The organism is Sphingobacterium sp. ML3W (genome assembly GCF_029542085.1).
In the GTDB taxonomy this organism is placed as follows: Bacteria; Bacteroidota; Bacteroidia; order Sphingobacteriales; family Sphingobacteriaceae; genus Sphingobacterium.
The window spans coordinates 3,330,441-3,354,167 of sequence record NZ_CP107036.1 but is presented as its reverse complement, the minus strand read 5'-3'; the positions used below and the strand labels follow the sequence as shown (position 1 = coordinate 3,354,167).

Genomic DNA, 23,727 nt, shown 5'->3' with positions numbered 1-23,727 from the left:
AATGATAACCTGTCGCATTAAACCTATATTTTCATCAGTCGTGAAAAAATAGCCTGTTCAATACGGAGGAATTCATCATTGAATTGCTTGATTGCTAAATAGGAGGAAGATCCAATATGAATACGCCAGCAACAATTGCCAAAACGTTGGCCTTTGCTTCCTGATCATAGTAAACAAGGCTTTCCATAAAAGCTTTGTTGTCGCATAGTGGATGAAATTTAACAAATAGGGGGACCACGATTGCCAGATAGCAATGCACTGATCATCTGGTCACTGGGTACAAAGAAACCAAATGCTATTTCCCGTTCAGGAAGAGAAATTTCATTTTGGCTAAAATGGAAAAGTAGCTGTGGGTGTGAACTTTGGTCGCAAATAGAACATTTTGGATGGTCTGCATGGTGTTTTTTTGGGCTGCAGTCCACTATACTTAATGCCGGCGACTCATGGGAATGGGTATAGACAATGAACTGACCGATTAAAAAGGTCATTAAAAGCGTTAACGCAGCTAATTTGTTCAATGAAATATCGCGCACTTTATTTTTCTATACGATGTCTTTGCAGACAATTAATGAGGCAAATATAAGAAAAATTATAAATAAAGCAATGTTGTTGCATTTATTTGTTTGTATTGGGGAACAAAAAATGTCTTTATGAATGCGCATAAAGACATTTTTCAGCATGAGTTATTTTTTTGATTGCACAAATCTCCCAATAATTTCATATTGGTTTGCATCGAGTCCTTGTACATCCTGTAGTTTTACAATACTGTACAATGAATCGCTATAATAATCTAGTTTTTCATTACTGTCATAGAGGGAGTTCGCGATCTTTTTATCGATTTGGATATGTTTAACCTTTTCGTTTTTACGATCAAACTCGATTCGGAGTTTTTGTATTTGCAATTCTTCCTTTTTGGCAGTAAATTCCGTTACACAATCTACGGCTTTGACATCGTAGAGTGCGGGATCAAAATTTTTGCTGATATCAGCGGACTGGAACGCTGAAAGTTCATTTTTCCAGTTTTCAATTTTGAGCTCACGTTGTTCCTTTTCACCATCTTTATTGACGGATTTTAACACCGAAGGGTTGAGTTGCTGCAAGCGTTGTGCTTCGGCACTGAAAAAAGAGTCTACCGAAAATATATCCGTCGTCTTTTTAGCTTTCTGTTGGCCTGAGGGGGAGCTACAGCTCCAAAAAAGCAGCGCACTTCCCACCAGTAGTGGAAGTGCGCTGCTTAATTTTTTATATAAATTCTTATTCTGATACCAATACATTTCCTGTCATTTCAACGGGGATATCTACGCCCAAAAGTTTTAGAACGGTTGGAGCGATATCACCCAATTTACCATCTGCGATTTTTTTGTAGTGATCATCAATCAAGATACAAGGAACCAAATTTGTTGTATGTGCTGTATTTGGAGAACCATCTTCATTGACCATAAATTCTGAATTACCGTGATCAGCCAAAATGATAAATGAATAACCATTTTTCAATCCTGTTTCCACCACTGTTTTTGTGCATTGATCTACTGTTTCTACTGCTTTTACGACAGCCTCAAATACACCAGTATGGCCTACCATATCAGGGTTTGCAAAATTGAGGCAGATAAAGTCCGGCTGAAGAGTTTCCATATCATTGACGATTGCTTCGGTGATTCCACTTGCAGACATTTCAGGTTGAAGATCGTAAGTAGCCACTTTTGGAGAAGGTACCAAAAGACGGTTCTCACCTTCGAATTGCTGTTCACGGCCACCCGAAAAGAAGAATGTCACGTGTGGATATTTTTCAGTTTCGGCAATACGGGTCTGTGTTTTATGATTGGCTTCCAAAACCTCACCCAAGGTGTTTGTCAGGTTATCTTTTTGGAAAACAACACGTACATTTTTGAAGGTTTCGTCATAGGCTGTTAGCGTGACATAGTACAGATTTAACGGTACAAGATCATACTCAGGGAAGGCTTTCTGTGTAAGTGCAATGCTGATTTCACGGCCGCGGTCTGTTCTGAAATTGTAACAGAAGACCACATCACCTTCTTGAATTGTTGCTACAGCGGTGCCATCTTCATTGACCAATGCGATTGGTTTAACAAATTCGTCTGTCACCCCTGCATCGTATGATCTTTGGATCGCAGCAACCAGGTCATTGGTTTTTTCACCTTCGGCTTTCACCAAAAGATCATAAGCCAACTTGACGCGTTCCCATCTGTTGTCACGGTCCATTGCGTAATATCGACCGATGGCGGAAGCAAAAGTTCCTGAAGTTGTTTTTAGATATTCCTGTAAATCTTTGACATAGCCGATCCCCGAATTAGGGTCGGTATCACGACCATCCAGAAAAGCATGGATAAAAACCTGCTCACTATTTAGTCCAGCATGTTTTGCTGCATCACAGAGACCTTTTAGGTGCTTGGTGTGTGCATGTACACCACCATCAGAGAGTAAACCGATAAAGTGTACTTTTTTATTATTTTCAAGCGCATATTTAAATGCGTCCTGGATAACGATATCTGTATTGAATACGCCGTCATTTACCGCTTTGTGAATACGCCCTAATTCTTGATAGACAACCCGTCCAGCGCCAAGATTCATGTGGCCAACCTCAGAGTTACCCATCTGTCCATCAGGAAGGCCAACGGCTTCACCGGAAGCTTCCAGACTTGAATTTGGGTATGTTTCCAATAAATGATCTAAAAATGGGGTATTTGCAGCTTCAACTGCATTTGATTTATCATGTTTTCCGTATCCTAGCCCGTCTAGGATCATGAGTGCAACTTTTTTCTTATTCATCGTATAACAAAGATAATCTTAATTTTAGAATCTATCAATGTGTCTTTAAAAACTTCCCTTGTTTATATGCAATAATTTTATAGGTTTGTGGCATAGTTTATGTTTACGTATAAGCAATGCTACCTAATGATTGATATATCTATTTGTGGAAACTGTTCTGTCTTATTTTGAGCTATATGAAACTTTTAAGCTATTGCGTCTTTATATTTGTTTATAGTCTTTTTATACACACTAACGCCTCGGGGCATCTTTTGAAAGATTTAAACTATTCGTCACAGCCTGTTGCATGGGGAGGAGAGGAGTCTTTTGGAAGTATTTCCGAAGAACTAAAAACCTATTTAAAGGAGGGGAATGCAAAGAATATTGCGAAATATTTTGGTTCCAATCTAACCCTGTCCCTATTGGGAGAAAATGGAGTGTATACCAAATACCAGTCCGAGATTATGCTGGGTACATTTTTTAACCAACATAAACCCAAGACTATCAAATTGACCCAGGCCAGTAATGCAAACAATGGTTATCAGTATTTCACCTTTTCATTAGCGACCGAACAAGCCAATTACCGTGTGTTTATTAAGATAAGTGCGGGATCCAATAGTCAGACAATAGAAGAACTTCGGATCGATAAAAGTTAAGTCAGACGCTATTTTTTTATCATTCTATTTTTCGATTAAAAAATTATTCCACATCTTAGCCCTATAAATTGTATTTATGGAGAAGGAAATCAAGGATTATTTGGCGCAGTTTGTAAAACAATCAGTCGCGGAAGATCTCGGAGATGGTGATCATACCTCTTTATCCACGATAGAGGTGGGAGCACAGGGAGAAGCGAAACTGATTGTTAAGGACAACGGTATTTTGGCAGGCGTAGAGGTTGCTCAGGCGATCATGAGTTACATCGATGAAACCTTGGCCTGTGAGGTATTTATTCCCGATGGAAGCCAGGTAAAAGTTGGTGATATCGCGTTTTACATTCGCGGAAATATCCAGAGTATTCTGTTGGCAGAGCGTTTGGTATTGAATGTGATGCAACGTATGAGTGGTATAGCGACGACAACCCGAAAATATGTGGAGCTGTTGAAAGGTACGGATACAGAGGTATTGGATACCCGTAAGACAACACCTTTACTTCGCGTATTGGAAAAGGAAGCGGTCAAAATAGGAGGGGGCACCAACCATCGGTTTGGATTATTCGATATGATTCTGATCAAAGACAATCATGTGGATTATAGTGGGGGGATTATACCGGCGTTGACACGCGCAAATGACTATCGAAAGAAATTAAATAAACCAATTGAAATAGAAATAGAGGTCCGAAATTTTGCGGAACTTGACGAAGTTCTTAACTTTGGCGAAGTGGACCGAATCATGTTGGATAATTTTTCACCTGCGGATGTGGCTAAAGCTGTTAAAATTATCGATCATCGATTTAAGACAGAAGCTTCTGGGGGAATAACATTTGAAACCATTCGGGCCTATGCAGAGGCCGGAGTAGACTATATCTCGGTGGGCGCTTTGACACACAGTGTCAAGAGCTTAGATCTTAGTCTGAAAGCCAAATTATTATAAGAACTGATTTAATTTAATGATATCGATTTATTTAGTAATTGCAGTATTACTAGCTTATTTGTTTGGTTCTATACCTACAGCAGTTTGGTTAGGTCAGGCATTTTATGGCGTAGATGTTCGTGAGTATGGGAGTGGTAATGCTGGAGCGACTAACACCTTTCGTGTATTAGGACCGCGTGCCGGCTCTATCGTGATGTTTGTGGATATATTCAAGGGTTGGACAGCAACAAATCTCGCCTATCTAATTGAGTTGGGCCAAAATACCAGTGATGTTCAGTTCGTTAATTTTCAGTTGGCTTTGGGAGTGATTGCCGTTATAGGACACCTATTTCCTGTATTTGCGGGCTTCCGGGGAGGAAAAGGGGTGGCGACATTGTGTGGGATGATCCTGGCGATACATACGCCGGCAGCCTTAGTTTGTGTATCGGTATTTGTCATTATCCTATTGACGACACATTATGTATCCCTAAGTTCAATTTCGGCCGGGTTTGCTTTTCCATTTAGCTTGGCATTTATTTTTAAAACTACCATTCCTTCGGTATTGCTTTATGGTATTGCAATCTGTACGCTGCTATTAATTACCCATCAAAAGAATATTGAGCGCCTGCTAAAAGGACATGAGTCCAAGATTTATCTATTCAAGAAAAAAACAAAGGCAAAAGAATAGGCACAATAATTGCATCCTAAAAAAGTATTTAATAGAATATTATGAGATAGCTGCGCTGGAGAAGCAGAGACCCTGCCGAATCTAGTCTAGACATTTCATATAACCATTGAAAACGAGACTGGGCCTGCGAGCTCATGAATGTAATTGAAACAAACACAGATGAATAATAAGATACATATGAAAAGCATGTTTAAGTATTCGGCTATCGTATTGGCCTGTGTAGCGCTGGCATCGGGGTTGTCAGGTTGTGCTACTTCAGCTGTTACTGGAAAAAAATATTTGAAATTAGTCAGTGCTGACCAGGTCAACCAACAGGCTGCGCTGGCGTACAAAGATTTCTTGTCAAAAAATAATACAAAGGTTATTACCGGTACGGCTGACGCGGCGATGGTAAAACGTGTAGGTAACCGATTGGCAACAGCTGTGAATCAATATTTGCAGAGCAAAGGTATAGCCAATAAATATAATTTCAATTGGGAATTTAACCTGGTGAAGAGTGATGATGTGAACGCTTGGTGTATGCCAGGCGGGAAAGTTGCTGTGTATACAGGAATACTTCAGGTAACGCGTACCGAGGCTGGTATGGCGACAGTGATGGGGCACGAAATTGCCCACGCCATTGAAGAGCACTCCGTAGCGCAGGCATCCAACCAGATGGCTTTACAAATGGGTGGTCAGATTCTGGGCTCAGCAGCAGGAATGACTGGTAGTAGCTCCCTTGGGATTTTTAATAACCTGTATGGTTTGGGGGGCAGCTTGGCCCAGTTAAAATTCTCACGTAGCGATGAATCTTCTGCAGATCAGGCTGGGTTAATTATTATGGCATTGGCGGGCTACGATCCAAACGAAGCCATTGGATTTTGGAAGCGCATGGCAGCGGGTAGCCAAAAAGGACAGCCAGAGTTCTTGAGCACTCACCCAAGTGATGCGCGACGTATTGCCGATATTGAGAAGCAGATTCCAAATGCAATGCGATATTACAAAAAGTAGAAAAAAATATAGGCATAGTTTATATGCTTCATGTTGAATAATAAAAAACGGGAGTGTCCAATCTTTTTGGACACTCCCGTTTTTTATTTCATTTTTTCGAATCCCCCTTATGGTCTATTTTCGACTATTCAACGCTAGCGGTTTTTTGAGGGGATCATTTCTTTGCGTTATTTTGAAAACCTGAAATTAGCAAAGTAATAAATAATATCTGCTGGTGGACTGAATGTTCCGCCAGGTTCACCACCAATGTTAATGACAATTACCCTGTTGTGTTTGTCTTTTGCCGAAGACAAATCAATGGTCACATCCTTCCATTTTGTCAGATCGCTGTCTGGAATCGGGGTGGCATTTCTGTCCAGCTCCCAGTACTCCTGACCAAAAGCACTTTCACTGGAAAATGCCCACATATAGTTCATAAATCTAGGCCACAATTTTTGAAATGCGCTGTAACTGCCAGTGAATTTAGATTTGTCGGGTGCATAGACCTTAAATTTAAGATATTTGTAGGTTGCGATATTAAATCGATATTCCTTTGGAAGTGTAAATACAAAGGAAGCACTCGCTGCCTTTAACGTTATTTTCATCGGATTCACAATATCTGTTCCCGCCGGGGCGTCCGTCGCTGGATTGACAATATCCGTTGCCCAGTTATTGTCCTGAATCTTTCCGTCTAGGAAGAAATTCATCGGAATCAAACTTTCATCCGGAGGTGTCACCCATTCGACAATGTTTTTGCCATCATAGCGTTTCAGTAACTCGTCTATTCCTAGCGAATTGGGGATATATTTAATTTTTTTGATTATCCCCAGATCCAGCAGATCTAACATCGCTTGTGCATTCGCATTTGATATGGCCGATACATGGCGTATAAAAGGCTGAAACTTGCCACCACCTATCGTTTTGACCACGCCATTTCTATTGTAATCAAGGGTTTTAACGTTAAACAGCTCACCGCCGGTCAGATCCAATTCAGTTACATTTGAAAAATAGAATAAATCCTGTAAACTATTCGTGTGAATCGGAAAGGTCAATTTCTTAATCCCCGCAGCGACATTCGCATTGAAGGTTGTGACCCCGTTCGCGATGAGGATATCCCGCTCAGTTGGATTGAAGGTTGTCTCTCCGGTCGGCAAAGTGATATCGAGCGTCTGCGTATAGGTGATCGAGTCTACTATTTCCTGTCCACCTACTTTCGGGATGACATTATAAGACAGCTTCATTGCCACCGTTGATCCGGGATTGAGGTTTGCCGCAAATATACGCGGTGAGACCCCTCGGGTTCCTGTAATTACTTTTCCCGTCTTATCTTTATATTCATAAGAAAGACTTTTATAAGTCAAGAGGATCGATGATAGCGAGCTCGTCCAGTCGATGACCATCGCATTCGGCGAGGTCATAATCCGCGGAGAAGCGATGACCAGGTTTTTTACATCGCTTTCGGTAAATGGAATGACAGCGATTTGCTGTGGTACCGACTTATTGTCAAATTCGTCTATTGTATAGACTTTAAAGCGGTATAGTTTAGACTGCTTGAGTCCTTTGATATTTAGCCAGGAAACCAATGAATCAATGATGATTTTCTGATTGTCATATTCAACAATCGTTTTTTTGGATTTTCCCATCCGGATCTGACTCGAGGGAATCCGTCCTGCCTTTATCAGATCAATTTCGACCCGTTCATAGCCTATCTTGGCAGCAATGGTATCATAGCGTTGCGGATACACAGTTTCCTCCGCATAGGGTTTTATATTATCGTACATTTTCTTGCAGGAAAAGCTAAAAGCCATTAACGTCAAGACAACTAAAAACCCAGCTATTTTTCTGAACTTATTTTTTGTTTTCATACTTTATGTCTTTGAGGTCTCTATTTAGTTACTTTTGCGTCCGTAAAGGGTGATTTCGGAAAGACAGTTCGCATCATCTAAGGTATAGTCAGATGTAAAACCCTTTACAGCTTCATACCTGAACCATCTTGTCTTCTTCGTGTACTTCGGATTATCGGGATACATATAAGCCATATCGCCAGCTTCGCCTTTCTTCACAAATTCAAGTTCACTGATTCCAAAAGGTACCGGAATAAAGTGCTCTGATACAGGTTCCCAGTCTTGTTTGGCATCATCCCAGATATACATTTTGAACCTTCCGACATTTTCGCTGCGGTAGTACTGCCCTCTGGATATATTGGCCAATCCCCCGGAGTGCCGTTGTACGGTAATAATGCGGCTCAGCTCATAATAAGCACCCAGGTCGATGATAAAGTTCCATGGCATATTGCCATCAGCCGTTTTTCCGGTTCGTCCCCTTCCGTGGGTGTGCATAAAGTTGAGGTTGTCACCACGGTCTATGATATCGTCTATGACGTAGCGCGAGCGCCCTTCTAGTCCGTCGCCAAAAGCCATCGGGACACCACCAATGAGATCAGCCGTTTTGGGTAATACCCAGTCTTTTTTCGGTATTTTCGTATCTTCAAGTAGGGAAATATTCCCTTTGTCTATGATAGCGGTAGTATTCCCATAGCTGTCTTCGACACGAACTTTCACGCTTACTTTCTCTGTCGGTGGTAGCACCAGGTCGTTTATAAACCTACGGTCGGTTGGTAGATTGGACGAAAAGACCGATGTCAGGCTGCGAGGTGTGCCATTCTGGTTAAATGTAAAGTCTACATAAACATTGACATCCTGTTTGAGCTCATTTTCCCAGTCCAGGAAGAAGGAACTGAAGCCCGGTTTCACTTGTATAGAACTGGCCACCCTCGTAAAAGCAGGTTCCAGTGACTTCACTTTTACATCCAGTGGCTCTGATCTGTTGCCGGTGCGGTCTACCGCATACAGTTGTATAGTGTATTCATCCGTGCTTGGCAATCCATATACATCTAAAGAATCTACAAAATAAGATGCTGAAAAGGTGAATGATTTGCCATTGGGATTGGTATAGACGGCATCGATGCTGATAAGGTCTTCATCCTTTGGTATATTGTAAAAAAAGCGGGCTCCACCGTATAAAGGTGTATACCTGCGCAGTTCTATCTTTCCGGGTGGCGTACTATCGTCCGCAGCCGGAGAAAATCGCTCAACCTCTTTACAGGAAAAGAAAAGCAATAGTAAACTAAATGCGATATATTGGAGATTTAATCTGATCATGTTTATCGTTATTAATTGTTACAATAAGAATTTGACGTTACCAGCCTGGGTTTTGAATAAGTTTGCCATTTGTATTCATCTCATTGAGATCAATTGGCCATAGGCAGTCCCGGATGGTGAAGCGTCTTTCCTGTTTGACATCAAGGACAAAGAATGAAGTACCTGTGGTCCCGGTATGGTTCCAGCCCCATATTGGCATTGAAAACGCCGCTGTTGCCCGTTTGTGACGCATCATATCCCAGAAATGGATGCCTTCAAATGCAAACTCAATACCACGTTCCTGCAGAATAATATCCCGTAGCCCCTCTTTTGAACGATGCTTATTGACGGTTTTGGCGAGTGAGGCATCAGACCAGGCTTTTTCCACAGAAGGGATTCCGGCACGATCTCGCACACGATCCAGGAGGGAATATACTTCCTGTGATGGACCCGAATATTCGTTTAGCGCTTCCGCTTTCATCAGATACAGATCAGCCATTCGGATAATGGGATAAGGAAATTTAATCGTACGCTGCCAGGCCCCAGATTGCGACTCTGGATGCACCATCTTTTGTGTACCGATACCCGTGGCAAAAAAGTCCGTCGTATGCTGTGACGAATTATAGCCACCATGTGAATTTCCATAAAACATGGTATTGATGCGGACAGTATGTGACCGCCAATAACCCGCTGTAATACCCAGATTGGCATAGAACCGGGGCTCTCTGTTCATGTATAATCTGATGGTTTCGGTATTGGGCTGCATGTAGCCGTTCCATTGCGTATAGTCGCTTTCATTGGTGGCCGGTGTCTTGATGATTTCATATTTGTTGGTGAAATCATAGGTCAGATCCTCATCAATAGGCAATCCATTTTCGGTATAATACCGTTCGGCCATCTGATAAGTTGCGCCCATCCACTGCCAGGAATAAGAGGGCTCGTTAATGACCCCATCACCATAGCCTTCAGGCAAACGGATATTAGAGGAATGAGCTAGTTCACCTTGGTCATAATAGCCGATGTTTGAATTACCCCAAACCAGCTCTTTATTCCATGGATCCACGATAAGCATCCGTAGGTTATATAACGTTTGCATTCTTTCGGGGTTTGCGGTGAATGCGGCACGGTCATAAATAAAAGGTTCCTTTGCAAAATGATAGAGTCCCAATCCGTTTGCTTCACATAGTGTGATGGCTTCATTAAGTGCATCGATGGCCGCCTTCCACTTCTCCTTATCTTCAGCCTGCGGAAAGAACGGCTGGCCATCACTATCCATAAAGTCGCCAAAGTACTCACGGTTACCATTGAAAAATGGACTTGCTCTGAACACAAGTACCCTTGCTTTGATTGCTTTGGCTGCCACCTGATCAATCTGTCCGAGGTTGTTGGAAGATACACGTTCGGTCAGATTCGGAATAGCCTCATTCATCAGGTTTAATACGTAATTAAAGCAATCCTCTACTTTGGATCGGCTCAAAAATAATTCCTCTGGCGTGGATGTTGGGGAAGCGAGGCCCGTAGGTAGAACGATAGGACCATAACGCTGAATCAGCAAAAAAGCAAAATAGCCTTTTAGAAATTTGACTTGCGCCTTCCATTCTGCTTTTTCCCCTTCGGTCATATCACGTACTTTATCAATATTGGCCAGGAAGACCTCACATTGACGTATACCCTGATAGAGCGGTTTGCCACCTTCGGTACCGGACCAAAGTCCGAGTTGAGGTGAGGTCTGCGATTGTAAACCCCGCATAATACGGATTGCCCGCAGATTGCCTGTATTGGTGTTAAGATCTAGCCGGCCGAGCCATTCGTCTCCCAGCGACCAGGAAGTGACATGCGTCTGATCATCATTGGGCAGGTAGCTGTATACTTTGGCTAGTGCATTGTAAGCTTCAACTTTGATGTTGAATATATCTTCCAGTTTTAGGGTATTGTCAGGCACCACATCAAGGTACTTGGAGCAGGAACCCAAAACGAAAGCTATTGCGATTGCGATGTATTTTATTGTTTTCATGTGTAAGTCCGTTATGCGTTAAAATGATAATTGAATACCAACATTAAACCGTCGGTTTGGCGGATAGCCGAGTCCATTTCGTCCCGATTCCGGATCCCAGAGTTTGAATGGGCTGAATACAGCCAGATTTTCGCCACTGATATAGATCCGGCTGCCTTTGCCGAAGCCAAAACGTTCTAAATTTCGCGGACTGTAACCGATTTCGAGTGATTTGAGACGGATAAAAGAGCCATCGCGCAACCACCAGGAAGATTGCTGTGTATTATTATTGATGGGGTCTGTAGACAGACGCGGCCAGAATGCATGGGTATTGGGATTAGTTTCGCTCCAGTAGTCTTCGGCAATAATAGCCAATGCATTTCTGCGGAAAGCAAAGGGAGCTATTCCATAAGATCCAGTGTTTGGATTAGATTCAGCGGTGGAGTTAATAAAGAAAGAGACATTTTTATTTCCCTGAAAGAAGAAGGAAAAATCAAAAGCTTTATAACCTGCAGACATACCGAAACCGTATTGGATCTCCGGAACAGTAGGGTATCCCATTGGGATCCTGTCGTTATCATTGATAATGCCGTCACCATTGATATCCTTGTATTTGATATCGCCGGCCATGTATTCGCCAAAATCCTGCCTTGGAGAATTATCAATTTCATACTGATCGACAAATAGCCGCTCAGCAAGTAATCCCCATTCTTGCCTCAAATTGTGGCCGAGTTTTTTGAGGTAGGTATCTGCATAGTTTTTCTCGTCCAGTGCAAGGTATTTATTGGTAGCATAGGTGAAATTGGCCCGGGCCGAGAGCCAGAGATCCGTACCGAAGAATTTTTGATAGGTCAGCGAGCCATCAAATCCCTGTGAACTGACTTTGCCCACATTACCACTGATGGCCGCTTCAAGTCCTGCAGATGCAGGGAAGTTTTCCCGTCGCATGTAGATTTTGTTCCGCACATCTTTAAAAAAGTCCCCCTGCAATTTGAGCGACTCATTAAAGAAATTGACTTCCACACCAACATTCCATTTTTCGGACTCTTCCCAGGTGATATCTGGATTAGCGTAGCGGTTTACATTAAATCCATTATAAGCATTCATAAAATCGGTTCCCCAACGATACATAGCATTATTACCCCTTGAAATATCCGATAGGTAAAAGAAACGATCTTTCCGTTCGGCAATGGCGTCGTTTCCGACACGTCCCCAGGTACCGCGCAGTTTTAATGTACTGACGACAGATTTGAGTGGTTCAAAAAAGCGCTCGCTCGAGACCATCCAGCCTCCACCCAAGGAAGGGAAAAAACCGAAGCGTTTTTGTCCCATAAATTTTTCCGAGCCATTTAAACCATAGGCAAATTCCGCAAAGTATTTATTGTCGAAATCATAGGTTAGACGTCCCGAGTTACCCATATTGCGTTCGGGTAAGGTTTCGTAAATGGAGTTGCTATTTCCGGATGTCAGCAATTTTTCCTCGATCATACCTACGGTCATGGCGCCTAAGTTGTGATTACCAAAACTACGGTTCCAGTTAAAACGAGCCTCGAAATAATAATTGGAGCTGGCATCTCTTTTGGGCTCTACATCGCCCAGCGTTGCTCGACCTGTTGTCGGGTTGAGACTATAGAGACTGTATTCGCCTGTAATCTGGTTGTAATTTTCCAGATCGTAATAAAAGGGATCATAGCTCCTGGTACCAGCATATTTGCTCCAAGTTGTCACCGAAGCCCGGCCTTGGAGTTTCAGACCCGGTGTCAGAAAAGCCAGATCCTGCATCAAGGTAGCCTGCGCTGTGATAGTATTTTCATTGCGGTCTTCATAACCCCGCACCATCTCGGCATAGGGATTGTTTTTGAGTGATCCTGTTACAAAGGTGTTTCCAAATAAAGTGTGTTGCGCAAATTCGTTTTTGGCATCAGGGGAAAACACTGCCGGAAAATCAACAGGATTGCTGTTCATGACCATCCGGAAGATATCGCTTGCCGATCTGAAAGGCCCGTTATAACGCTCAAACCGACCTTGGATCCGGGTGTCTAAGGTGGTCGTTTTTGTCAGTTTAAAGATCACATTTGACCGAATAAAAAAACGATTGATATTGATATTATTATTGAAATTATTTCGATCATCGACTTTAAGCAAGCCAGACTCTTTATCAAAACCACCTGATACATAGTATGTCGCGACCTGTCCACCACCGCTGAGATTGACATTGGCTTTGGTATTGACCGTATAGTTTTTGAGCAGGGTATTGTACCAGTCAATATTAGGGAAGATCATGGGATTTTCGTTATCTATAGTCGACTGTATTTTCTGCTGGGAATAATAAGGACCAAGAATAGGATCTCTGGTCATGCGCGCCTCATTATAGAGTTTCATGTAGTCAATACCATCAACCATTTTAATCATTCGGGTCGGTGATGCGGTATTGACATCTACACGGGCATTCAATCCTACAGGACCCTCTCTTCCCGCTTTGGTCGTGACCATGATAATACCATTCGCACCACGGGCTCCATAGAGTACGGTTGCTGAGGCATCTTTTAATATGGAGAAGCTTTCAATATCATCGGGCTGCATCCGGGCGAGATTGTCAGCGGTCGATTCAAAACCGTCAATTAGGATCAATGGGGAAGCCTGATAGCCGAATGTTGTTACCCCTCGGACGAAGAACTGGGCATTATCTGCACCCGGTTCGCCTGAGTTCTGAAAGGAAATCACACCGGGTATGCGCCCCGCGAAGGCGCTAGTGAGGTTGGTTGCCGGAATTCTCAACTCCGAAGCTTTTACAGTGGTAATGGCACCAACTACTGTTGCTTTTTTCTGCGTTCCGAAGGCGACGACGGTAACTTCATCAAGACTCTTTCCATCATCGTATAATAATACTTCAATAATGTTCTGTGGACCGATGACACGGGTTTCATCTTTCTTTCCCACAAACTTAAAGATTAGGCTGTCGCCCACAATACCGGAGAGCTGAAACTCTCCATTCGCGTTGGTCTTCGTTAGCGGAACCCTGTTCTTGAGAATGGTAACGCCTTCGATTTTTTCTCCATTTGATGCATCTTTCACAATACCGGTAAGCTGCTTTTGAGCAAAAGACAGCATGGGTAGGGTAAAGAGCAATAGGAAAAGAAACAGTTTTTCTTTTCGTTTTTGCATAATGTTAGGTAATTAGGTGAATTAATTGGTTTATTTACTTCTGGGAAGATTAGGCATAATGCGCTCATCAATTCTTCCTTTTTAAAGACAAGGAGCCCCCAAGACAGGAGTTGCCCTAAAAAAATAAAAATGGTTTAAGTTTGTTTAAATAATTTGGTTATTTCTTCTTGTTCAGGTTTTCTGTACAGCCTTGACTGTCTGTTTTAGCTAGTTCCCTAATTAGCTAAAACAGGATGTAATAGTAAATGAATGCGCTATTTTTTTGCATAAAGGTTAGGTTTTAGATTATACAAATTGGTTGTTTTCAAACTGAAAGTATAAGAACTGTTGATCTTATTTTTCCTTTCATTATTGCTATAACGATTTAAGCAAGATATTGTTTGGAAAAAATTAAATTAAATGAAAAATATTACCAAAAAAAACTTCGAAACAATTTGTTTCTCTGATCGTATTGTTAGGATTGGTATAAGTAGGAGAAGAAAGAGGAGGGTATCGATAGACAACGGAATAGCGAAGCTATTCCGTTGCTAGCCTTGGAAATGCTTATGAAGATATTGTTCTGTTAATTCCAATCTATACGCCAGCGATTGCGTCATGGATACCTAATATAACGCCTACTACAAGCCCCAAGAAATTAAATCCGATGGTGATGATGGCTATGATCCCGATAAACTTATAATGTTTTTTTAGAGCCTCGAGGCAGAGTTCGAGCTGGATGCTATCGCGATTTTCGACTGCTTTTTTTGCTTTGGATCCAAAATTATAGAGGAAATAGATCGGGAGACAGGAGAAAGCCATCATCAGCAGGTAAAGTATGCCGAACGTTGATATCGTACCGGCTGAGATATATTCACCTTGATCTAATGATAGTGCACTCGCTCCGAACATCAAACTAATCATGGTTACGGCCGATAACCCAATAAGGATAAAACAGAGAATGGCCAAAAAATTGGCCCATTTAGCTGCTGAAGCTAAGAAGGAAAGTCCCGCTGGAGACAATTTAATGTCTGCGGGTTCCTGAAAAGAAGAATTTTGAATACCGACTTCCATGAAAAAAGTTGAATTATAAAGGTGTGCGAATTTCTAAAAAGTTCTCCGTTTTTTAAAACAGATTTTTATAGAAAACCAGTTCGCTCGGACAATAGTTTCTAATTTTTAAATAAATACAAGGCGTAGTAGCGCAATTGCTACAAAAAACGAGTTGATCAATAAAATTCTCGCTTGATAGAAAGTTAATGAATTTTTTTCGAAAAGTTCAAGTACGCAAAGGAAGAATGTTGTTACAAATAAGTCGGAGGGATTGACTGTGGAAAACTATTTTATATAGAGTTGGTTCTTTGGAAATGGTGGTTTAAAAGGTGTTATAACGTTTTTTTTGTTAAAAAATTATGTGCGAAAGTACGGATTTTCGAATAGATGGAAGGAAGTAGATGTGCTATAGTATGTTAAGTTTATATTAAGTCCTTTGTTATTTGAAATCTCTTAGTAATTTTGCTTAACATTTTTTAACAAATCACATTATATGAAAAGATCTTTACTCTTTTTCGCTCTTGTAATAGCCAGTTATGGTGCTGTACAAGCTCAGGTCACGACAAGTAGCGTTACAGGTATTGTAAAAGAAGCGAACGGCAGTCTAACTTCGGGAGCTACTATCAAGGCAACACATGTGCCATCGGGAACAGTTTATACTGGATCTGCAAATGCTGCTGGAAGGTTTAACTTGGCAAATATGCGGGTTGGGGGACCTTACACGATTGAAGTAACGTATGTTGGACAAGACCCAATTATTTATAATGATGTTTATTTGCAGTTAGGGCAACCTTTTGTATTGAATCCTGTATTTGCGGATAAGAATACTACTTTAGAGGAAGTAACTGTTACTGCCCGTAGAGGTGCCACAAAAACTGGGGTATCTACTATTGTAAGTAGAAAGAAAATTGAGGAAATGCCTGCTATTTCCAGAAGTATTACGGATTTAACAAAATTAAATCCACAGGCAAACTCTCAGGGTGACGGTTTTTCGTTTGCTGGTAGAAACAGCTTATTCAACTCGTTGACCTTGGATGGTGCACAAATGAACAATGCATTTGGTTTGTCATCTTTACCGGGAGGTCAGACAAATGCACAGCCGTTTTCATTAGACGCGATTGAGTCTATTCAGATCAACCTTTCGCCATATGATGTGAAACAAGGTGGATTTACAGGAGCAGGTGTCAATGCGATTACAAAATCAGGTACCAATACAGTGACCGGATCTGCCTATTGGTATTTTAAGAATCAAGATTTACAAGGTTATAAAGTTGATGGTGAAAAATTAGCTAAAACAGAAAGTTATAAAAATAATCAATTGGGTTTTAGTGTAGGCGGCCCAATTATTAAGAATAAGTTGTTTTTCTTTTTGAACGGTGAAACTACCAAAAGAACTACGCCTGGCTCAAACTTTTTAGCCAATAGAGGTACAGGGGCAGCAAATGAGTCACTTGTAAAGGCTTCGGATTTGGATTTGGTTCAGAAAACTTTAATGGAGCAATTTGGTTATGATCCGGGAGTTTACGAAGGATTTAATAATGATCAAAAAGCAAATAATATTACTGCAAAAATTGACTGGAATATTAATGAAAAACATAAGTTTACACTCCGTTATAATCACTTAGATTCTTACAGAGATATTAACCCGAGCACATCCAATAGTAATAGTGGACGTGGGCCTAGTACAACATCCTTGATTTTCTCTAATCTCCGTTATCGTCAAAATAACAATATTAATTCCATTACTGCGGAGTTAAACTCTACATTTAATAGTAAGTACGCGAATCAGATTCAGGTTGTTTATTCGGCATTTAGAGATTTCCGTGACCCTAAAGGCAGTCTCTTTCCAACAGTGGATATTGAGAATGGTTCTGGTGCTAATTACATTTCTTTTGGTTCAGAACCTTTTTCAATCCTAAATAAGCTAGATCAAAATCTATTTAGTATCACCGATAACTTTAATATTTTTGCTGGAACCCATACCTTTACTTTTGGAGGGTCATTAAGCTATCAAAAATTTAGCAATTCTTTTGCTCAATTTATGAATGGTCAGTTCCGTTATAAAAATATGGACGATTTTATTGCCGCTGCTAAAGGTGATAAAACAGCACTTCCTACACAATATCAATTAACCTATTCGGTAGTTCCTGGTAATGAAAGACCATCAGCTGATTTTAGTATGATGCCGATTGCTCTGTATGCGCAAGATGAATGGTTTGTGAAATCAAACTTTAAATTAAGTTATGGTATCAGAGCAGATATTCCAGTATATACCACGGATCTCGTAACGAATGAGAAAGTTCTTGGTATGACCTTCGCGAATGGAGAGAAATTAGATGTATCCCGTTTACCGAAAGCCAGAGTATTGGTGTCACCAAGAGCAGGATTTGATTGGGATATTAGACAAGATCGGTCATTTGTATTACGTGGCGGAACGGGGATCTTCACAGGGGGAGTACCGGGCGTTTGGTTAACCAATCAGGCTGGTCAGACGGGTATGACATTTGGTAATATTCTTGAAAATAAAGGTACGATAAATAGACCGTTTAATCCAGATCCTAATGCATACTTACCGGCCGACCGCCAGAATCCGGCGACCTATGAAATTGATGTGACTTCACGAGATTTTAAAATGCCACAAATCTGGCGTTCGAATCTGGCTATAGAGTATAGCTTGCCATGGGATCTGAAGGCTACTTTAGAAGGGATTTACACCAAATCTATTAATGAAGTGTATCATCGGGATGCAAACCTAACAGATCCAAGAGGAAGATTTACTGGTACTGGTGATACAAGAGCATATTGGTTGGCAACAGATAATGCCAGACAAATCAATCCATCTATTACACGCGCTATTGTATTGGATAATACTTCCAAAGGAAATGCATATAGTATTACTGCGCAATTGGAGAAACGTTTTGGCAAATATGGGGATGCGATGATTGCCTATACCCATAGTAGTGCAAAAGACATCACATCGAATCCAGGTTCGCAAGCAAACTCCGCTTTTGCAGGAAATGCAATTGTAGACAATCCGAATAGTCCAGTTTTAGCATATTCGAGTTTTGTTGTTAGAAATCGTATCATCGCAGCAGTAAATGTGAACTTCAATATTACTCCTCAATTGCCTACTAGAATTGGTTTAGTCTATGAAGGAAGACCGTATGGGGATGTCTTTGGAGCAACAAGATATAACTATGTAGTTAGTGGTGATATCCTTAATGCAGATAGACGCTTCTCTAACGCTTTAATGTATGTGCCTAAAGATCGCGCCGATATAGCCTTAGTTGATATCAAGGAGGTTGCTGGTAAAACTAAAGCTGAAACCGCAGACGCACAATGGGCAAGACTTGATGCCTTTATTAGCCAAGACAAATATTTAAGCACAAGAAGAGGGCAATATGCAGAAAGAAATGGTGCGGAGTACCCTTGGATGAATCGTTTCGATATTCGGATTATGCAAGAACTATCTAAAGTGTTGAAAACAAAAGATAATCACAGATTGCAAGTTTCCTTTGATATTATCAATGTAGGTAACTTATTGAGTAGCAAATGGGGTGTTACAAAAACACCTAATATTACAAACTTTATGCAATATCAGGGTGTAACTGACAATAAACCTACGTATACTGTTAGTCAAAATCTTAAAGAGCAGACGTTTAGAAATAATACAGGTATAGATTCTAGATATCAAATGCAATTAGGTATTCGTTATATCTTCAATTAATACTAAGACAATATTTCTTAGAAAAATGCCTCCAGAAGTCTTTGGAGGCATTTTTTTATGAGTGGATAATATGTTTTTGCTGTAAGCAACATAAAGAGGATAGTCTTCCTTCTTTCTATAGTTGCTTGTTAAAAATTCTCGGAAAATATGTTTCTTTTATCCGTATGGATTTAAGCGTTAATCCGATATCAGGATTAATCTGTAAATTATTTAATCTTAGATCATTTCCATCCACATTGAATATTCCAGAGGCCCTGAGTTAGACTCCGTGTAGTTATTTATTGATCCATAAACTGGAATGTATGTCTTTTGAGAGAAAAGTCCAAATTTTATATCGCGTACTGGCTGGTATTAACTTGGAGCTATTATGGTCTTATCGAAAAGATTAAGTATAAAGCCGAAATGGTCGGTATAAATCTTATTGGTGAATAGTAGTTCTAAAAGAACGCGCGAGTTATGTATAACTACAAAACCAAATCCGAGACTTGGAAAATGCCGAATGTGTTAGAAAACTGGAATTATTTGATCGAATAAATTTGGTTGGCAGGTTATAGCGCTTCACTTTATATTCACCATTACTTCGCCCTTTGTTCGTACCATATTCGGCATGCTCTAATATATTCTCTACTCATTCTCCACTGATTCCCTATATAATAAGTAGGGAATCAGTGGAGAATGAGTAGGGAAAAGTAAGGTGATAGGCGAATAAGGGGCGAAGCGGTTCCGAATGAGTACTGAAGAGAGGGGAAACAATTGGTGGAAAATTTTATCGCACTAACTTCCTGCTTTCTTTGTCATTTTTCCTAACCTCATTCACTCCTTGATCCACTTTTGGTCTACATTTTTCCTACTGTTGGCCTACTCTAGTAGGCCAACAGTAGGAAAAATGTAGGAAGGCAGTAGGTGAAACTTAAAACGAAGCTAGGAAATTATAGGAGGAAAGTGTTTGTTGAATCGGCGCTATCCCTTCGCTGCCGAAGAAATTGAAAAAACTTTAGTCATGTAGCCTGCTACATTAACCACCCGATTATTTTTTGATTATCGTTCGGTATTTATAATCTTTGTATAGATTATAACATACAGATTATGGGAAGCTCCTACGAGCAGTCTTTAGGTATAGCTTTGCCAAATATCATTCGGCATTATCCCATGGGAGATCAGGCGATTGTCCTTTCTTTTGGTGATACACTTTCCGAAGCGGTCAATACACAAGTTCGCAAGGTCGTGACCTGTATCGAAAAATGGTCGCAGCCAGGTGTAATCGAGTATGTTCCGGCCTACACGACGATCACGATTTACTATGATCCACTGACGATTACCTATCAGGAACTATTAGCTGACCTTCAAACAATCGTACAAGATATACCCGATGATCCGAAATATAAGGGCGTAAAAAAGGAAATCCCGGTCTATTACAATGGGGATGATCTCGCTTATGTAGCCCAATATAATGGGGTGACGGAAGAAGATGTTATCCATATCCATAGTGCCTCAGAATATCGGGTATATATGATCGGTTTTGTTCCTGGATTCCCCTATTTGGGCGGTATGGACAGCCGGATCGCGACACCGCGAAAAGAAGTGCCCCGCTTGAAGATCGAGTCTGGAGCGGTAGGGATAGCTGGACAGCAGACTGGGGTATATCCGATCGCGACACCCGGAGGCTGGCAGATCATTGGGCATACACCATTGCAGCTGTTTGATCTCAAACGTGAAAAGCCCTCCTTGCTTGAAGTGGGGGATCTTGTATGTTTTGTACCTATAGCTTATGATGAGTTTGTAAAACTAAAAACAGAGTCCTATGGGTATTAAGATCATCAAGGCGGGCATGTTGACTACGATACAGGACTTGGGACGTTATGGTCTACAGCGCTACGGTATGGCGGTTAGTGGGGCGATGGATAGCTATGCTTTACTTCTGGGCAACAGTATACTAGGGAATGCAGACAACGAAGCCGCAATAGAATGTACCGTCCTCGGACCGTCGATTTATTTCGAACAGACACAGCTGATCGTTGTGACAGGAGCGGACCTGTCGCCTAAGGTTGATGGTCAGCCATTACCGATGTGGAAACCTGTCCTGATTGAGGCTGGATCGTTGCTCTCCTTCGGGAGACCAAATTCGGGCTGCCGGGCTTATATTTGTTTTGGCGGTGGACTTGATATCCCCAAAGTAATGGGCAGCAGGTCGACTTATAGCAAAGGACAAATAGGTGGCTGGCAAGGTCGGCCACTCAAAGAACAGGATCGGATTGCCTTCAACCATCCCTATGACGGGGGAGAGGGATCATTCTCCTGGAGCATGGATCCCAGACTATATCCCGACCTTTCGGCTGAAGTCATTCGAGTGATGGATGGCCCACAGCGGGATCAGTTTGAAAGCGACTCATTGCAAAGCTTCTTTGCGGATGTATTTACGGTTAGCAAAAACTCGGATCGGATGGGCTACCGTCTACAAGCGAGTCCATTGCAATTAAAAGAAAAAAAGGAATTGTTGTCAACGGCCGTTACCTTTGGTAGTATCCAGGTACCTCCTGATGGCAATGCAATTATCTTAATGGCTGACCATCCGACCACAGGCGGTTATCCCGTCATTGGCCAGGTTGCTACTGTAGATCTTCCGCTCCTGGCGCAAAAGGGACCCGAGGATAACATCCGTTTTGAACGGATCGAACTGGATGATGCCCAAAATTTATTGAAACAGCGGCAAATACAATTAATTAAATTGAAAAGAGCAATCGCATTGAAATATGAATAACCAACTGACTATAGATTTAAATTGCGATATGGGCGAGAGTTTTGGCGCTTGGACAATGGGCAATGATGAGGCGATAATGCCCTATGTTTCCGCTGTAAATATTGCCTGTGGTTTACACGCCGGAGATCCTTCGACAATGATGAAAACCATTCAGCTGGCCCTGAAATATAATGTCAAAATAGGCGCCCACCCCGGTTTTCATGACCTGGTAGGTTTTGGGAGAAGGGAGGTTCAGACTACTGCCCGGGAAGTTTACGAACTGGTCGTCTATCAGATTGGTGCACTTGCAGCATGTGCCAAGGTACAACAGACAACATTACAACATGTGAAACCACATGGAGCCCTCTATAACATGGCGGCGCGAAAACCTGAATTGGCAGATGCCATTGCAACAGCGATCTACGCGATCGATCCAAACCTCATCCTATATGGTCTTTCGGGCAGCGAATTGATTAAAGCTGGTCGGAACAAAGGGTTGAAGGTATATAGTGAGGTCTTTGCCGACCGCACTTACCAACAGGATGGCACATTGACAACAAGGTCGGATAAAAATGCGCTTATTCATGAACCTGAGCGAGCAGCAGAACAGGTGCTGCGAATGATCAGAACAGGAAAAGTGGCTTCCCTACAAGGGCCGGAAGTGGATATCCAAGCCGATACCGTCTGCCTCCATGGCGATAGCCCAGAAGCCTTGCAATTTGCCAAGACAATCAACCAAACTTTACAAGACCACGATATACTGATCCGATGAAACAAAAAAATACTTCAGCGCTTATTGGTGCTGCATTGTTGATGGCGACATCGGCTATTGGCCCGGGCTTCCTGACGCAAACGACAGTTTTTACAAAATCGCTGGGCGCCAGCTTTGGATTCGTAATTCTGGTATCCATCCTAATTGATATCGGTGTTCAGTTGAATATCTGGCGTGTGATCGCCGTATCTGAAATGAGGGCACAGGATATCGCGAATAAACTATTGCCCGGCTTAGGTGGTTTTATCTCGCTACTTATTATCCTCGGTGGCCTAGCATTCAATATTGGCAATGTCGCCGGAGCTGGATTGGGGTTGGAGGCACTCTTTGGTATAAATGTCATGACCGGGGCTTGTATCTCCGCATTCATTGCCATAGCTGTTTTTGTAAACAAACAGATCGGCAAAGCCATGGACCGCTTTACACAGCTTATGGGGGCAATTATGATATTGGCATTTATCTACATCACATTGATCTCTTCGCCGCCGTTGAGTGAGGCTGTACTGCGTACAGTAGCTCCAGCAAAGATCGACTTTGTTTCGATCATTACACTGGTAGGGGGCACCGTCGGCGGATATATTACTTTTGCGGGTGGTCATCGCTTGATTGATGCTGGGGTAAAAGGATTTGATGCCTTACCGACCGTCAATAGAAGTGCAGTAATGGGAATATCTGTCGCTTCGCTAGTCAGGGTATGTCTATTTTTGGCTGCCTTGGGTGTGCTGAGCCAAGGTTTCTCGATTGACGATAGTAATCCTACAGCATCAGTTTTCCAACTTGCGGCAGGCAATTTTGGTTATCGCCTGTTTGGTGTGGTGATGTTCGCGGCTTCTATTACCTCCATTATCGGATCAGCTTATACTTCTGTTTCATTTATAAAAACATTCAGTGCACGGATTGCTAAAAATGAAAATTGGATTATTATTGCCTTTATATTGATTTCCACCCTAATATTTGTTTTTGTTGGTAAGCCTGTCCATCTATTGATTATCGCTGGTGCTGTGAATGGTATTATATTGCCGATCTCACTAACGGTGATGCTGATAGCAGCTTACAAACCTGCTATTGTGGGCGTCTATAAACAACCGGTTCTGCTGACATTGATTGGTGCAACAATCGTTGTGTTAATGGCGTTTATGAGTCTACGGGTGCTAATGGATTTGTAATTCTTT

16 protein-coding genes are annotated in these 23,727 nt (G+C 41.7%); 9 read left to right on the top strand and 7 right to left on the bottom strand.

Features of this window, described 5'->3' with window-relative positions:
* Window positions 1–683: 683 nt before the first annotated feature.
* Window positions 684–1,274, bottom strand: coding sequence for a hypothetical protein (locus OGI71_RS14165; protein WP_282249775.1), 591 nt, complete (start codon window positions 1,272–1,274; stop codon window positions 684–686).
* Entirely contained in the window at window positions 1,255–2,787 is a 1,533-nt protein-coding gene (gpmI, locus tag OGI71_RS14160; RefSeq protein ID WP_282249774.1) for a 2,3-bisphosphoglycerate-independent phosphoglycerate mutase, read from the bottom strand. Before gpmI ends, OGI71_RS14165 begins: the two co-directional genes overlap by 20 nt.
* Window positions 2,788–3,038: 251 nt before the next feature.
* Between gpmI and OGI71_RS14155 the strand changes: the two genes are divergently transcribed.
* From OGI71_RS14155 to OGI71_RS14140, 4 genes are all read left to right on the top strand, one after another.
* Window positions 3,039–3,422 (top strand): DUF4783 domain-containing protein, encoded by a 384-nt coding sequence (locus OGI71_RS14155; protein ID WP_282249773.1) that lies wholly within the window; start codon window positions 3,039–3,041, stop codon window positions 3,420–3,422.
* A 76-nt stretch (window positions 3,423–3,498) separates the two neighbouring features.
* Window positions 3,499–4,356: a carboxylating nicotinate-nucleotide diphosphorylase gene (gene nadC, locus OGI71_RS14150; protein ID WP_282249772.1), complete on the top strand. Its 858-nt coding sequence runs from the start codon at window positions 3,499–3,501 to the stop codon at window positions 4,354–4,356.
* A gap of 16 nt (window positions 4,357–4,372) precedes the next feature.
* Entirely contained in the window at window positions 4,373–5,023 is a 651-nt protein-coding gene (gene plsY, locus OGI71_RS14145; protein ID WP_282249770.1) for a glycerol-3-phosphate 1-O-acyltransferase PlsY, read from the top strand.
* Between the two features lie 159 nt (window positions 5,024–5,182).
* Complete coding sequence (locus tag OGI71_RS14140) at window positions 5,183–6,013, top strand: M48 family metallopeptidase (RefSeq protein ID WP_223583481.1); 831 nt, start codon at window positions 5,183–5,185, stop codon at window positions 6,011–6,013.
* Between the two features lie 167 nt (window positions 6,014–6,180).
* Here OGI71_RS14140 and OGI71_RS14135 read toward each other — a convergent pair whose 3' ends face one another.
* From OGI71_RS14135 to OGI71_RS14115, 5 genes are all read right to left on the bottom strand, one after another.
* Complete coding sequence (locus OGI71_RS14135; protein ID WP_282249765.1) at window positions 6,181–7,857, bottom strand: DUF4998 domain-containing protein; 1,677 nt, start codon at window positions 7,855–7,857, stop codon at window positions 6,181–6,183.
* Window positions 7,858–7,881: 24 nt separating this feature from the next.
* Complete coding sequence (locus OGI71_RS14130) at window positions 7,882–9,153, bottom strand: DUF4959 domain-containing protein (RefSeq protein ID WP_282249764.1); 1,272 nt, start codon at window positions 9,151–9,153, stop codon at window positions 7,882–7,884.
* Between the two features lie 37 nt (window positions 9,154–9,190).
* Window positions 9,191–11,146 (bottom strand): RagB/SusD family nutrient uptake outer membrane protein, encoded by a 1,956-nt coding sequence (locus tag OGI71_RS14125; protein WP_282249763.1) that lies wholly within the window; start codon window positions 11,144–11,146, stop codon window positions 9,191–9,193.
* 18 nt (window positions 11,147–11,164) lie between these two features.
* On the bottom strand, window positions 11,165–14,290 hold the full coding sequence (locus OGI71_RS14120; protein ID WP_282249762.1) for a TonB-dependent receptor: 3,126 nt from the start codon (window positions 14,288–14,290) through the stop codon (window positions 11,165–11,167).
* 573 nt (window positions 14,291–14,863) lie between these two features.
* Window positions 14,864–15,340 carry a hypothetical protein gene (locus tag OGI71_RS14115; RefSeq protein WP_282249761.1) on the bottom strand — a complete coding sequence of 159 codons (477 nt, stop codon included), beginning with the start codon at window positions 15,338–15,340 and terminating at the stop codon, window positions 14,864–14,866.
* A 472-nt stretch (window positions 15,341–15,812) separates the two neighbouring features.
* Here OGI71_RS14115 and OGI71_RS14110 point away from each other — a divergent pair, with 472 nt between their 5' ends.
* From OGI71_RS14110 to OGI71_RS14090, 5 genes are all read left to right on the top strand, one after another.
* Window positions 15,813–19,046: a TonB-dependent receptor gene (locus OGI71_RS14110; protein WP_282249760.1), complete on the top strand. Its 3,234-nt coding sequence runs from the start codon at window positions 15,813–15,815 to the stop codon at window positions 19,044–19,046.
* A 1,086-nt stretch (window positions 19,047–20,132) separates the two neighbouring features.
* On the top strand, window positions 20,133–20,858 hold the full coding sequence (gene pxpB / locus OGI71_RS14105; RefSeq protein ID WP_282249758.1) for a 5-oxoprolinase subunit PxpB: 726 nt from the start codon (window positions 20,133–20,135) through the stop codon (window positions 20,856–20,858).
* The gene (locus tag OGI71_RS14100) at window positions 20,848–21,804 is read left to right on the top strand and encodes a biotin-dependent carboxyltransferase family protein (RefSeq protein WP_282249756.1); all 957 of its coding nucleotides are present in this window, start codon (window positions 20,848–20,850) and stop codon (window positions 21,802–21,804) included. Before pxpB ends, OGI71_RS14100 begins: the two co-directional genes overlap by 11 nt.
* A complete protein-coding gene (locus tag OGI71_RS14095; RefSeq protein ID WP_282249755.1) occupies window positions 21,797–22,555 on the top strand; it encodes a 5-oxoprolinase subunit PxpA in 759 nt (252 codons plus the stop codon). Before OGI71_RS14100 ends, OGI71_RS14095 begins: the two co-directional genes overlap by 8 nt.
* Window positions 22,552–23,721 carry an NRAMP family divalent metal transporter gene (locus tag OGI71_RS14090; RefSeq protein WP_282249754.1) on the top strand — a complete coding sequence of 390 codons (1,170 nt, stop codon included), beginning with the start codon at window positions 22,552–22,554 and terminating at the stop codon, window positions 23,719–23,721. The genes OGI71_RS14095 and OGI71_RS14090 overlap by 4 nt, the downstream gene beginning before the upstream one ends.
* The last annotated feature ends 6 nt before the right edge of the window (window positions 23,722–23,727 follow it).

Coding starts and splice junctions, on each gene's coding strand:
- plsY (WP_282249770.1), top strand. CDS start 4,373: ATGATATCGATTTATTTAGTAATTGCAGTATTACTAGCTTATTTGTTT.
- OGI71_RS14140 (WP_223583481.1), top strand. CDS start 5,183: ATGAATAATAAGATACATATGAAAAGCATGTTTAAGTATTCGGCTATC.
- OGI71_RS14135 (WP_282249765.1), bottom strand. CDS start 7,857: ATGAAAACAAAAAATAAGTTCAGAAAAATAGCTGGGTTTTTAGTTGTC.
- OGI71_RS14115 (WP_282249761.1), bottom strand. CDS start 15,340: ATGGAAGTCGGTATTCAAAATTCTTCTTTTCAGGAACCCGCAGACATT.
- OGI71_RS14130 (WP_282249764.1), bottom strand. CDS start 9,153: ATGATCAGATTAAATCTCCAATATATCGCATTTAGTTTACTATTGCTT.
- OGI71_RS14100 (WP_282249756.1), top strand. CDS start 20,848: ATGGGTATTAAGATCATCAAGGCGGGCATGTTGACTACGATACAGGAC.
- OGI71_RS14125 (WP_282249763.1), bottom strand. CDS start 11,146: ATGAAAACAATAAAATACATCGCAATCGCAATAGCTTTCGTTTTGGGT.
- gpmI (WP_282249774.1), bottom strand. CDS start 2,787: ATGAATAAGAAAAAAGTTGCACTCATGATCCTAGACGGGCTAGGATAC.
- nadC (WP_282249772.1), top strand. CDS start 3,499: ATGGAGAAGGAAATCAAGGATTATTTGGCGCAGTTTGTAAAACAATCA.
- OGI71_RS14090 (WP_282249754.1), top strand. CDS start 22,552: ATGAAACAAAAAAATACTTCAGCGCTTATTGGTGCTGCATTGTTGATG.
- OGI71_RS14110 (WP_282249760.1), top strand. CDS start 15,813: ATGAAAAGATCTTTACTCTTTTTCGCTCTTGTAATAGCCAGTTATGGT.
- pxpB (WP_282249758.1), top strand. CDS start 20,133: ATGGGAAGCTCCTACGAGCAGTCTTTAGGTATAGCTTTGCCAAATATC.
- OGI71_RS14165 (WP_282249775.1), bottom strand. CDS start 1,274: ATGTATTGGTATCAGAATAAGAATTTATATAAAAAATTAAGCAGCGCA.
- OGI71_RS14120 (WP_282249762.1), bottom strand. CDS start 14,290: ATGCAAAAACGAAAAGAAAAACTGTTTCTTTTCCTATTGCTCTTTACC.
- OGI71_RS14095 (WP_282249755.1), top strand. CDS start 21,797: ATGAATAACCAACTGACTATAGATTTAAATTGCGATATGGGCGAGAGT.